We start from the raw sequence: 11,481 nt of genomic DNA, 5'->3' as shown, positions 1-11,481 counted from the left end.
GACTACGGGACGTCAACCTCACGGCCCGGGATCGCGCCATGTTCACTTGTCGGTCCTGGTACGGCTGTGGCGGGGCCACGTCCAGGGGATACTCCGGAAAGCTTGCCTCGGGTCACAGTCCCTGCGATGTTTCGGATTTACTGGTGTAGGGGCGGAACCAGGCGGCGCGAGGGGGCTGGATGGACGCTGGCAGTCAGGCTGAGGGCCACGCCGACGGTCACGCCGACAGTCGCGACGGCGGGGCCGGCGGCCGCGGCCCCGGAACCGTCCCGCTGTGGGTGATCGTCCTCGCCGTGATCGCCGCCGTCTCCTACGGGACGTTCCTGCTGGAGCACCTGCTCAGCCCGAAGCTGGACGGCGTGAACGGCTATGTGAGCGAACTCTCGGCGTCCGACCAGCCCTTCCACCTGGTCTACGGCGGCGGCGACCTCGTCACCGGAATACTGACGATCATGGTGTCGATCGGGGCGCTGCGCAAGCTGCGCGGCCCGAGGCTCGCCACGACCGGCTGGGCGTTCCTCGGGCTGTTCGGCGTGTGCGCGATCGGCGACGCGGCGTTCCCGCTCGACTGCGCGCCCAGCCTCCAGACGTGGTGCGCGCTCAAGGAGCGTTCGGAGAACGTGTCGTTCTCGCACGAGTTCCACTCGGTGACGAGCGGCGCTGTGATCATCTGCGGGGTGGTCGCGCTGTTCACGCTGTCGATGGCCGCCCGCCGCTACGGCTGGTGGCCCGCCCTCGCCCGCTGGGGCTGGCCGCTCGCGCTCGCCGAGGCCGTGTTCGCGCTGGGCACGCTGCTGGCGATGTACCTCGGGCAGTGGCTCGGGATCATCCAGCGCATCCAGATCAGCATCCTGTGCCTGGGCCTGCTCACCATCGCCTGGGCCCTGTACACCGACCGGCGGGACGCGGCGCGCGCCGCCTCGTCCGCCGCGTCCGAACGAGAGAAGACGGTGCTGTGACCGAGATCGTCTACGCCGGGCGCGAGCAGGTGCACGTGGTGGAGGAGGGCCCGCCCGGCGGCCCGCCGCTGCTGGTCGGCTCCGGGCTCGGCGGGGCCTGGTTCGACTGGCGGCCCAGCACCGACCTGCTCCGCGACCGGCACCGGGTGATCGTCTTCGACCGGCCCGGGCTCGGGCTGAGCCCGGCCGCGCAGGCGCCGCCGTCGCTGCGCCGCGACACCGGCGTGCTCGCGGCGCTCGCCGAGCGGGCCGGGCGGCCGGTGACGCTGGTCGCCCACTCGATGGCCGCCTTCCACGCCGAGGCGCTGGCCCGGCTGCGGCCGGAGCTCGTCCAGGGGCTGGTGCTCGTCGATCCGAGCTGCGAGCACGACCCCCGCGTCCCGGTGCGGTTCTCGCCGCTGGTGACGCCGGTCGCGACCGCGGCGGGCGCGCTGCTCGGTGTGACGCGGCTCTCCCGGATCGTCGGGCCGCTGGGGCGGCGGCTCGTCCTGAAGCGCACCAGCGTCCGGGACGAGCCGGTCCCGGCCGAGGTCGTCCGCTCGGTCTACGGGCGCGGGACCGTCCTCGGCACGGTGGTGGCGGAGGAGGCCGCCTACCGGGAGATGGCCGCCGACCTGGAGGACGTGCGGAAGCGGCGGCCGTTCCCGCCCGTCCCGCTGGTCGTGCTGACCGCGCTCGGCGACGTCGGCGGCGACGAGGCCCGGAAGTGGGCGGAGGGGCATCGCCGGCTCGCCGGGATGAGCCCGCACGGGAGCCAGGTCGAGCTGCCGGACGCGCGCCACATGGTGCAGCTCGACCGCCCCGACGCGGTCGCCGACGCCGTCGCGACCGTGCTGGGGCACCCGGCGGAGGCCGCGGGGTGAGCGCCGGGGTGAGGCGGCTGCTGCTGGTCGCTGTGCTGGTGCTGGCGGCGGCGCTGGCCCTGCCCGGCTGCAAGGTCATGCAGCGCATCTCGGACGGCTCGTACAACAACGCCGTCACCGACGGCGTCGCCACCGAGCTCCGGGACCGCGGGATCGAGCTGAAGGCGCGTCCGCACTGCGAGACGCGCGACTCGGGCTCCTCGGTGGTGCACGTCGCGTGCACGGCCAAGACCAGCACGGGTGAGCCGGTGGCGGTGACGGGCGTGGCGGCGGACGCCGACACCGCCCGCCCGCGCGAGACCTACGTCATCACCGTCGCCGGGCGGCAGGTGCTGAACCAGCACTGCCTCGGCGACGGCTGCGACCGATCCCCATGAGATCGCATGATCGGGGGAAAAGATCGGCACTCTGTGCATATCACCCCACACCCAGGGTGACTTACTGCGTGTGGAGATCAGTCGCAAGAGAGTCCTGACGCTGGGCCCGGCCGCGCTGCTCGTGCTCGCCCTGGTGGGCGCGGGCATCGCCTACCTGGTGCTCACCAGCGGGGCCGAGCTGAAGTACAAGACGCAGGCGGCGCTGCGCGAGGCGCTGCCCGCGACGGCCGCCGCCGAGCTCCAGTCGCGCGGCGTCACGCTGCGGTCCCCGCTGAAGTGCGGGGACCTGCCCGGCTGGACGAAGCACCGGCTGCGCGCGGCCTGCACCGGCACCACCACCGACGCGAAGGACGTGCGGGTGCTCGGCAGCGGTGACAGCGGCAACGGCAAGGCGTACTACACGATCCTCGTGGGCGGCAGGCCGGTGGTGCAGAACGCGCCGTGCCTGGGCGCCGACTGCGCGCACGAGTCCGGCTGACACAGCGTCGGCCACCAGCGTCGGTCGGCGGCGTCGGCCACCAGCGCCGTTCACCACCGCCGGGCCGCGGACACCGCGGTTGTTGGCAGGCCGGGTGCCGGGACGTCCTACGATTCGATGAGCTGCGTTCTTGCGGCACATCACGTCCTTTCACCCTCCTGGAGCGGCCATGACCGGCAAGGGCGGGCCGTCGCGCCCGCAGGCGGCCCGCCGGGAGGCGGTCAGGCCGCTGCCCGTCGCGGTCGACACGATGGGCGGCGACCACGCCCCCGGCGAGATCATCGCGGGGGCGGTCGAGGCCGTCCGCGCGCACGGCGTCCGGCTGGTGCTGGTGGGGCAGGCACCGGGCATCCGCCGCGAGCTGGAGCGGCACGGCTTCACCGGGCAGATCCCGATCGTGCACGCCGACGAGGCGCTCGACATGGGCGAGGGCGCGCTCGCCAGCCGCCGCAAGCCCCGCTCGTCGGTCGCGATCGCCTGCCACCTGATCAAGCAGGGCCGGGCGTCGGCGCTGGTGTCGGCGGGCAGCACCGCCGGGGTCGTGGCGACCGCGCGGCTGCGGCTGAAGGGCCAGCAGGGCGTGCTGCGGCCCGCGATCGCGGTGACGCTGCCGACCCGTCCGCGCCCGACGATCCTGCTGGACGCGGGCGCCACCGTGGACGTCAAGCCCGAGGGCCTCGTGCAGTTCGCGGCACTCGGCACCGCCTACGCGCGGATCCTGCTGGAGGTGGAGCGGCCCCGGGTCGGGCTGCTGACGATCGGCGTCGAGCCCGGCAAGGGCGACAAGGTCACCCGGCGGGCGCACGAGCTGCTCGCGGGCGGCCACCACGGCGTCGAGTTCGCCGGGAACGTGGAGGGGCACGACCTGCTGGCCGGCGAGGTCGAGGTGATCGTGACCGACGGCTTCACCGGCAACGTCGCGCTGAAGACGATGGAGGGCACGATCCGGACGGCGTTCACCGAGATCCGCGCCGCGATGACCGCGTCCCCGGCCGCGCGGATGGGCGCGCTGCTCCAGCGGCGCAGGCTCCAGGAACTGCGCGACCGGCTCGACCCCGACAGCTACGGCGGCGGCGTCCTGCTCGGCCTGAACGGGACCGTGGTGATCGCGCACGGCGGGTCGCGCGCCCGCGCGATCACCTCGGCGTGCGAGCTGGCGCACCGGCTCGCGGCCGGGCACATCGTCGAGCGCATCCGCGAGCAGGTCGCCGCGACCCGCACGTCCCGCTTCGGGCGCTGGACGCACGGCGAGCGCGACACCGGCGAGAACCCCACCGTCCCCCCGGCCGAGCCGTCGCAGGACGGGGGCGCCGCCGAGGAGCCCTCCCCCGGCGCCGCGGACGGGGAGGCCGCGTCCGAGCAGCGGCGTTCGGGTGAATGACGAAATGCGTTCCAGGCTGCCGGGGTCGCGCCGATAACCTTGGGGCATGTCCGTTCCGCAACTCGTACTCGCCGCCCGGGTCCAGGCCGCGCTCAGCGCCGCCTTCGGACCGTCGTACGCGGACGCCGACCCGGTCATCCGGCCGTCGCAGTTCGCCGACCTTCAGGCCAACGTGGCGCTGCCGCTGGCCAAGAAGCTGGGCCGCGCGCCGCGAGAGGTCGCCGAGGAGATCGTCGCGAACCTCGACACCGCGGACGTGATCTCCGAGGTCCAGGTCAGCGGCCCCGGGTTCATCAACCTGACGCTCAGCGACGGCTGGATCGCCGCGCGGACGCAGCGGGCGCTGGAGGACGAGCGGCTCGGCGTCCCCCCCGCGGACAAGCCGCAGAAGATCGTCGTGGAGTACTCCTCGCCCAACGTGGCCAAGGAGATGCACGTCGGGCACCTGCGGACCACGATCGTCGGCGACGCGATCGCCCGGATCCTCGCCTTCCTCGGGCACGAGGTGGTCCGCGACAACCACGTCGGCGACTGGGGCACCCCGTTCGGCATGCTGATCGAGCACCTGCTCGACCTCGGCGAGGACGCCGCCGCGCGGGACGACTCCTCCGTCAGCGACCTGACCGCGTTCTACCAGGCGGCGCGGGGCAAGTTCGAGGCGGACCCCGCGTTCGCCGACCGGTCGCGGGCGCGGGTCGTCGCGCTCCAGGCGGGCGACCCCGAGACGCTGCGGCTGTGGCGGATCCTCGTGGAGGTCTCCAAGCGGTACTTCAACCAGGTCTACGGACGGCTCGGCGTCACGCTCACCGACGACGACATCAAGGGCGAGAGCTTCTACAACGACCTGCTCGCCCCGACGGTCGCCGAGCTTGAGGACAAGGGCATCGCGGTCGTCAGCGACGGTGCGCTGTGCGCGTTCCCACCCGGGTTCACCGGCCGGGAGGGCGAGCCGCTCCCGGTGATCATCCGCAAGCGCGACGGCGGCTACAACTACTCCACGACCGACCTCGCGACCATCCGGTACCGGGTCGACACCGAGCACGTCGACCGGATGGTCTACGTCGTCGGCGCGCCGCAGTCGCTGCACTTCCAGATGGTGTTCGCGGTCGCGCGCATGGCGGGCTGGCTCGGCGACGACGTCGCGGCCGTGCACGCGCAGATCGGCAACGTCCTCGGCACCGACGGCAAGATCCTGCGGACCCGGGCGGGCGGCACCGTCAAGCTGTCGGAGCTGGTCGACGAGGCCGTCGAGCGGGCGGGCGCGGCCTTCGACGAGATCCCGCACGACGAGTCGTTCGACGCGGCGACCCGCGCCGCGATCGTCGAGGCGGTCGGGGTCGGCGCGGTCAAGTACGCCGACCTGTCGGTGGCGCTCGACAGCGAGTACGTCTTCGACTTCGACCGGATGATCTCCTTCCACGGCAAGACCGGGCCCTACCTCCAGTACGCGACGGTGCGGATCCGGTCGATCTTCCGGAAGGGCGGCGTCGACCCCGAGTCGGCGACGGGCCCGATCGTGATCGGGCACGAGGCCGAGCGGGCGCTGGCGCTGAAGCTGCTGGACTTCGCGGCGGTCGTCGCGCAGGCGGGCGAGACCTGCGAGCCGCACCGGCTCGCGGGCTACCTGTTCGAGCTGGCCCAGGCCTACACCGGGTTCTTCGAGAACTGCCCGGTGCTGAAGGCGCCCGACGAGCAGACCAGGGCGTCCCGGCTGGCGCTGTGCGCGGCGACGCTGCGCACGATGGTCGCCGGGCTCGACCTGCTCGGCGTCCCGACCCCGGAGCGCATGTAGCGCCGTCGCGGGCCGCGCGCGGGTCAGCGGTGTGCGGGGGCGGCCGTCGCCGTCCGCTCCCGCGCGACCTTCTCCCGGACGGCCGGGACGATCTCCAGCGCGAACGGCGCGAGCTGGTCGGGGTCGCCGCCGAACAGGAACGCGTCCACGCCGTGCCCGACGGCGAGCTCGGTCAGCTCGTACACCCACTGGCGGGCCGGGCCGTGCAGGAAGCCCCGGGACTCGCGGACCGCGATCGTCCCCTCCAGGACGTAGACGCGCCGGATCTCGGCGGGGTCGCGGCCCGCGGCGGCAGCGGCGTCGTCGAGGCGGCGCCGCCCGTCCGCGAGCCGTTTGGGCGGGACGAGCGAGGACGGCGCGATCCAGCCGTCGGCGACGCGTCCGGCGAGCGCGATGCCGTGCGGCCCGGTGACGCCGAGCCAGATCGGGATCGGGTTCTCCGGCGCGGGCCCGGACTGCCCGGCGGCGAACCGGTAGTGCTCGCCCTGGAACCGGAGGCCCCGCTGGTCGCTCCAGTGCAGCCGGATGACCTGGACGGCCTCCTCCAGCGCGCGCCGGGCGGCGGCCGCGGGCAGCCGCGCGCCGCCGTAGGCCTCGATGCCGTCCCAGTGCCGTCCGGCGCCGAGGCCGAGCAGGACGCGGCCGCCGCTGGTGCGGTCCATCGTGGCGACGGCCTTGGCGAGCGCGGCGGGCGGGCGCAGCGGCAGGCACGCCACCGCCGGGAGCACCCGGATCCGTGACGTGGTCGCCAGTACGGCCGCCATCAGCGCGGGCGCGTCGGCGGTGCCGCGCCGGTACGGCTGGTCGCCGATCCCGAGGAGGTCGAGCCCGTACCGGTCCGCGTCCTGCGCGATCCGCAGCAGCGGGCGGGACGCGTCGGGCGTGAGGGACAGGCCGAAGCGCAACCGCCGTCCAGCGGTCACGGGAGCCGGCCCGTCACTGTAGATAGCCTTCGACCTCGTCGGGCGGCCGGGGACCGGCGTCCTCGATGCTCGGGTCCAGCCCCGCCTCCAGCCGCGCGCGGCGGCGGCGCAGCAGGTCCCAGCACTGGTCGAGGGCGACCTCCAGCCGCTCCAGCCGCGCGTGCTCCTCCTCGCGCCCCAGCTCGTCGTGCTGGTAGCGGTCGCGGAGCCGCTGCTCCTCGCCGACGTACTCGGTGATGCGCTCCAGGATCTCCTTCTCGTCCATCGGGCTCCCCCTGTGCGTAGCCGGACTCCTCATGCGTGGCCGGACTCCGGCAGAGCCCCGTCCCGCGATCCCCCGGTGCGGGGGCCGGGGCGGGGGCTCCGCTCAGCGGCTCCGGTCGGCGGCGCTGGTCAGGCCGGACAGGAACCCGCCGTCGCTGCTCGTCGAGTGCTGGAGCGACCCCGGGCTCGGCTTCGGTTCGGAGGCCGGGGCCGTCGCGGACGCGGCCGTCGCGGACGACGCCGTGCGGCGGGCCGGTGTCCGGCGCGCCGTGGCCCTCGGCTTGGCGGCGCTCGTCCGCGCGGACGCGGTGCTCGCCCGGGACGTGCCCGAGCGGGCCGCCGCCGTCCGCGACCGGCTCGTGGTCGCGCGCGACGTCGCCTTGGTGCCGGACGACTTCGGCTTGGCCGCCGCGGTCGTCTTGCGCGCCGTGGACGTCTTCGCCCGCGACGCGGCCGGCTTGCGCGCGGCCGTCGACCTCGACGTGCCGACCCGGCTGGTCGCCGTCGAGCGGGACCGGCTCGCGGCCGACGTCCTGGACGAGCCGCGCGAGGTCCCCGACTTCGCCGTCGAGCTTCTGCCGCCCGTCGACTTCGAGGTCGCGGACCTCGTGGACCTCGTGGACCTCGTGCCGCCCGCCCGCGTGGTCGACTTGGCCGTGGTCGTGATGACCTTGGCCGCCGAGTCCATCGCCTTGGCGGCGTCGGTCATCGCCTTGGTCGCGGTCGTCATCGCCTTGGTCATGGCGGTCATGGCCTTGGCCGACGTGGACGCCTTGGTCGCCACCGACTTCATCTGCGTCGCGGCGGCCTTGGCCTGGCTCGCGGCCTTGGTGACCCGTGTCGCCGCCGTCGAGGACGTGCGGCTCGACGCGGCGCTCGTCCGCTTGGCGGCGGGCTTGCGCGCCGTCGAGCGGCTCGCGGTGGTCCGCGAGGCCGACGACCTGGCGGCCGTCGTCCGCTTGGCGGCCGGTTTCTTGGCGGCCGTGGACTTGTTCGCTGATGTGCTCTTCGCACGACTAGCCGTACCTCGGCTCGACGTCGTGCGCGATGCGGTCTTGGTAGGCACTGATCTCCCCCCAGTGATGATCAGTTACGGGGAGATCTATTCCACACTTCGTGACGCTCTACACACCCGCCGCAATGTCAACGTCCAATCGGCGGTCAGATCCCCATGGGATGCCACACGGTCTTGACCTCCAGAAACGCGGTCATGCGCTCGGTTCCGGGGGCGGCGGCCCAGCCGTCGGACGCGGTGCGCAGCACGCGCTTGAGGTTCTCCGCCGCCGCCTGCTGGAGCCCCTGCACGTGCTCGTCGTCCACGCCGGTGAGGTCGATCGCGTTGACGTCCATATGGGACGCGAGCCAGGGCGCCAGTTCGGCGCGGCGTCCGGTCAGGATGTTGACGACGCCGCCCGGCAGGTCGGAGGTGGCCAGCACCTCGGCGAGCGTGACCGCCGCGAGCGGCGCGGGCTCGGAGGCGACCACGACGGCCGTGTTGCCGGACACGATCGCGGGCGCGACCGTCGAGACGAGCCCGAGCAGCGGCGAGTCCGGCGCGACGACCGCGACGACGCCCGTCGGCTCCGGCGTGGAGAAGTTGAAGAAGGGCCCGGAGACGGGGTTGGCGGAGCCGGTGACGGCGGCGAGCTTGTCGGCCCACCCCGCGTACCAGACCCAGCGGTCGACGGCGGCGTCCGTCTCGGCGGCGGCCTGGGACCTGCCCAGCCCGGCCTGGCGCAGCTCGTCGACGAACTGGGCGCGGCGCCCCTCCAGCATCTCGGCGACGCGGTAGAGGATCTGGGCGCGGTTGTAGGCCGTCCGCGCCGACCAGCCGCCGAACGCCTTGCGCGCGGCGACGACGGCGTCCCGCACGTCCTTGCGGGACGCCTGCGACGCGTTCGCCACGAAGTTCCCCTTGGGGTCGCTCACCGGGTACGAGCGGCCCGACTCCGAGCGCGGGAACGCGCCGCCGATGTAGAGCTTGTAGGTCTTGCGGACGCTGAGCCGGTCAGGCATCGAGGTAGCCCTCCAGTCCGTGGCGTCCGCCCTCGCGGCCGAACCCCGATTCCTTGTAGCCGCCGAACGGGGAGGCCGGGTCGAACTTGTTGAAGGTGTTGGCCCACACGACCCCGGCGCGCAGCCGCTGCGCCGTCCAGAGGACGCGGGAGCCCTTCTCCGACCAGATCCCGGCCGACAGCCCGTAGGGGGTGTTGTTGGCCTTGGTGACGGCCTCCTCCGGCGTGCGGAACGTCAGCACCGACAGCACGGGCCCGAAGATCTCCTCCCGCGCGATCCGGTGCGACTGCGCGACGCCGGTGAACACCGTCGGCGCGAACCAGAACCCCTGCGGGGGCAGCTCGCAGGGCGGCGACCAGCGCTCCGCGCCCTCGGCCTCCCCCGCGTCGGCCAGCTCCCTGATCCGGGCGAGCTGCGCGGCGGAGTTGATCGCGCCGACGTCGGTGTTCTTGTCGAGCGGGTCGCCGACGCGCAGCGTGGCCATGCGGGCCCTGAGCCGCTCCAGCAGCTCGTCCGCGACCGACTCCTGGACAAGCAGCCGCGACCCGGCGCAGCACACGTGCCCCTGGTTGAAGAAGATCCCGTTCACGACGCCCTCGACGGCCTGGTCGAGCGCCGCGTCGTCGAACACGATGTTGGCGGCCTTCCCGCCCAGCTCCAGCGTGAGCCGCTTGGCGGTACCCGCCGCCGACCGGGCGATCTGCCGTCCGACCTCGGTGGACCCGGTGAAGGCGACCTTGTCGACCCCCGGGTGCTCGGCGAGCGCGCGGCCCGTGTCGCCCGCGCCGGTGACGATGTTCACGACGCCGGGCGGCAGATCGGCCTGCTGGCAGATCTCGGCGAACAGCAGGGCGGTGAGCGGCGTCGTCTCGGCGGGCTTGAGCACGACCGTGTTGCCGCAGGCCAGCGCGGGGGCGATCTTCCAGGCCAGCATCAGCAGCGGGAAGTTCCACGGGATGATCTGCCCCGCGACGCCGAGCGGGCGCGGGTCGGGCCCGAACCCGGCGTGGCCGAGCTTGTCGGCCCACCCGGCGTAGTAGAAGAAGTGCGCCGCGACGAGCGGCACGTCCACGTCGCGCGACTCCCGGATCGGCTTGCCGTTGTCGATCGACTCCAGCACGGCCAGCTCCCGCGACCGCTCCTGCACGATCCGCGCGATCCGGTACAGGTACTTGGCGCGCTCGGCGCCGGGCATCGGCCCCCACACCTTCTCGAACGCGGTGCGCGCGGCGGCGACGCCGTGGTCGATGTCGCCCTCGTCGGCGCGGGCGATCTCGGCCAGCACGGTCTCGTCGGCGGGGTTGACGGACTTGAACGGCTCGCCGTGCCCGTCGACGAACTCCCCGCCGACGAACAGCCCGTAGGACGGCCGGACGTCGACGATCGCGGCCGACTCGGGCGCGGGCGCGTACTCGAAAACCATGATCAGTCCAGCGTGAAGTAGTCGGGGCCGGGGTAGGCGCCGGTGGCGAGCTTGCGGCGCTGCATCAGCAGGTCGTTGAGGACGCTGGAGGCGCCGAGCCGGAACCAGTCCGGCGAGAGCCAGTCGGGCCCGGCGGTTTCGTTGACCAGCACCAGGTACTTGATGGCGTCCTTGGTCGTCCTGATGCCGCCCGCCGGTTTCACGCCGACCTGGCGGCCGGTCGCGGCACGGTGGTCGCGGACGGCCTCCAGCATGACGAGCGTGACCGGGAGCGTGGCCGCGGGGGCGACCTTGCCGGTCGAGGTCTTGATGAAGTCGGCGCCCGCGCGCATCGCCAGCCAGGACGCGCGGCGGACGTTGTCGAGCGTCGCCAGCTCGCCGGTCTCCAGGATCACCTTCAGGTGCGCGGCGCCGCAGGCGTCCTTGACCGCGGCGATCTCGTCGAAGACCTTGCCGAGGTCGCCCGACAGGAACGCGCCCCGGTCGATGACCATGTCGATCTCGGCGGCGCCCGCCTCGACCGCCGCGCGGGTGTCGGCGAGCTTGGCCGCGAGCGGCGCCCGGCCGGACGGGAACGCCGTCGCCACGCTCGCGACGCCGATGCCCGTGCCGTCGAGGGCGCGGACCGCGACGTCCACCATGTCGGGATAGACGCACACGGCCGCGACGCGCGGCACCGAGGCGTCCGCCGGGTCGGGGTGAGCGGCCTTAGCACACAGCGCCCTGACCTTCCCCGCCGTGTCGGCGCCCTCCAGCGTGGTCAGGTCGACCATCGAAATGGCCAGATCGATCGCTTCCGCCTTCGCCGAGGTCTTGATCGACCGCGTCGCGAGCCGGGCGGCCCGCTCCGCCGCGCCGACCTCGTCGACGCCGGGCAGGCCGCGCAGGAACGCGCGCAGCTCGGCCGCGCCGTTCAGAGTCTCCGTTGACACCTCCCCAGCATCGCCGAAGTCCGCCACCGGCACAAAGTCGCCGTTTCGCTTGACACGCGATCACTCTAGAGAT

Annotated in this window: 12 protein-coding genes; 7 read left to right on the top strand and 5 right to left on the bottom strand. The window is 73.6% G+C overall.

Annotated features, from left to right (window positions below; translation table 11 throughout):
• Positions 1-179: 179 nt before the first annotated feature.
• The 6 genes from K2F47_RS00295 (at position 180) to argS (ending at position 5,850) form a co-directional block, all read left to right on the top strand.
• Complete coding sequence (locus K2F47_RS00295) at positions 180-959, top strand: DUF998 domain-containing protein (RefSeq protein WP_242900612.1); 780 nt, start codon at positions 180-182, stop codon at positions 957-959.
• Positions 956-1,822 carry an alpha/beta fold hydrolase gene (locus K2F47_RS00290; RefSeq protein ID WP_242900611.1) on the top strand — a complete coding sequence of 289 codons (867 nt, stop codon included), beginning with the start codon at positions 956-958 and terminating at the stop codon, positions 1,820-1,822. Before K2F47_RS00295 ends, K2F47_RS00290 begins: the two co-directional genes overlap by 4 nt.
• On the top strand, positions 1,819-2,199 hold the full coding sequence (locus tag K2F47_RS00285; protein WP_242900610.1) for a hypothetical protein: 381 nt from the start codon (positions 1,819-1,821) through the stop codon (positions 2,197-2,199). Before K2F47_RS00290 ends, K2F47_RS00285 begins: the two co-directional genes overlap by 4 nt.
• Positions 2,200-2,269: 70 nt before the next feature.
• On the top strand, positions 2,270-2,677 hold the full coding sequence (locus K2F47_RS00280) for a hypothetical protein (protein ID WP_242900609.1): 408 nt from the start codon (positions 2,270-2,272) through the stop codon (positions 2,675-2,677).
• 169 nt (positions 2,678-2,846) lie between these two features.
• Positions 2,847-4,058 (top strand): phosphate acyltransferase PlsX, encoded by a 1,212-nt coding sequence (plsX, locus tag K2F47_RS00275; RefSeq protein WP_372490799.1) that lies wholly within the window; start codon positions 2,847-2,849, stop codon positions 4,056-4,058.
• Positions 4,059-4,104: 46 nt separating this feature from the next.
• Entirely contained in the window at positions 4,105-5,850 is a 1,746-nt protein-coding gene (argS, locus tag K2F47_RS00270; RefSeq protein WP_242900608.1) for an arginine--tRNA ligase, read from the top strand.
• A gap of 23 nt (positions 5,851-5,873) precedes the next feature.
• Here the strand turns inward: argS and K2F47_RS00265 are convergent, their stop codons facing one another.
• The gene (locus K2F47_RS00265; RefSeq protein ID WP_242900607.1) at positions 5,874-6,773 is read right to left on the bottom strand and encodes an LLM class flavin-dependent oxidoreductase; all 900 of its coding nucleotides are present in this window, start codon (positions 6,771-6,773) and stop codon (positions 5,874-5,876) included.
• A gap of 13 nt (positions 6,774-6,786) precedes the next feature.
• Positions 6,787-7,038 carry a DUF2630 family protein gene (locus K2F47_RS00260; RefSeq protein ID WP_242900606.1) on the bottom strand — a complete coding sequence of 84 codons (252 nt, stop codon included), beginning with the start codon at positions 7,036-7,038 and terminating at the stop codon, positions 6,787-6,789.
• Between the two features lie 31 nt (positions 7,039-7,069).
• On the opposite strand from K2F47_RS00260, the gene K2F47_RS00255 reads away from it, so the two are divergent.
• The gene (locus K2F47_RS00255) at positions 7,070-8,230 is read left to right on the top strand and encodes a hypothetical protein (RefSeq protein ID WP_242900605.1); all 1,161 of its coding nucleotides are present in this window, start codon (positions 7,070-7,072) and stop codon (positions 8,228-8,230) included.
• Here the strand turns inward: K2F47_RS00255 and K2F47_RS00250 are convergent.
• Genes K2F47_RS00250 through deoC form a run of 3 tightly spaced genes read right to left on the bottom strand, consistent with a single transcriptional unit; the run spans position 8,199 to position 11,408 of the window.
• The gene (locus tag K2F47_RS00250) at positions 8,199-9,053 is read right to left on the bottom strand and encodes an aldehyde dehydrogenase family protein (RefSeq protein WP_242900604.1); all 855 of its coding nucleotides are present in this window, start codon (positions 9,051-9,053) and stop codon (positions 8,199-8,201) included. The two genes, K2F47_RS00255 and K2F47_RS00250, sit on opposite strands and share 32 nt — an antisense overlap.
• Positions 9,046-10,476 (bottom strand): aldehyde dehydrogenase family protein, encoded by a 1,431-nt coding sequence (locus K2F47_RS00245; protein WP_242900603.1) that lies wholly within the window; start codon positions 10,474-10,476, stop codon positions 9,046-9,048. Before K2F47_RS00245 ends, K2F47_RS00250 begins: the two co-directional genes overlap by 8 nt.
• Before the next feature lie 2 nt (positions 10,477-10,478).
• The gene (deoC, locus tag K2F47_RS00240; RefSeq protein WP_242900602.1) at positions 10,479-11,408 is read right to left on the bottom strand and encodes a deoxyribose-phosphate aldolase; all 930 of its coding nucleotides are present in this window, start codon (positions 11,406-11,408) and stop codon (positions 10,479-10,481) included.
• Positions 11,409-11,481 lie beyond the last annotated feature (73 nt).

The sequence above is a fragment of the Actinomadura terrae genome, from assembly GCF_022751215.1.
Classification (GTDB): Bacteria; Actinomycetota; Actinomycetes; order Streptosporangiales; family Streptosporangiaceae; genus Spirillospora; species Spirillospora terrae.
This window is presented reverse-complemented; position numbering and strand designations above follow the sequence as displayed.

Coding starts and splice junctions, on each gene's coding strand:
- K2F47_RS00295 (WP_242900612.1), top strand. CDS start 180: ATGGACGCTGGCAGTCAGGCTGAGGGCCACGCCGACGGTCACGCCGAC.
- plsX (WP_372490799.1), top strand. CDS start 2,847: ATGACCGGCAAGGGCGGGCCGTCGCGCCCGCAGGCGGCCCGCCGGGAG.
- argS (WP_242900608.1), top strand. CDS start 4,105: ATGTCCGTTCCGCAACTCGTACTCGCCGCCCGGGTCCAGGCCGCGCTC.
- K2F47_RS00260 (WP_242900606.1), bottom strand. CDS start 7,038: ATGGACGAGAAGGAGATCCTGGAGCGCATCACCGAGTACGTCGGCGAG.
- K2F47_RS00255 (WP_242900605.1), top strand. CDS start 7,070: ATGCGTGGCCGGACTCCGGCAGAGCCCCGTCCCGCGATCCCCCGGTGC.
- K2F47_RS00250 (WP_242900604.1), bottom strand. CDS start 9,053: ATGCCTGACCGGCTCAGCGTCCGCAAGACCTACAAGCTCTACATCGGC.
- K2F47_RS00245 (WP_242900603.1), bottom strand. CDS start 10,476: ATGGTTTTCGAGTACGCGCCCGCGCCCGAGTCGGCCGCGATCGTCGAC.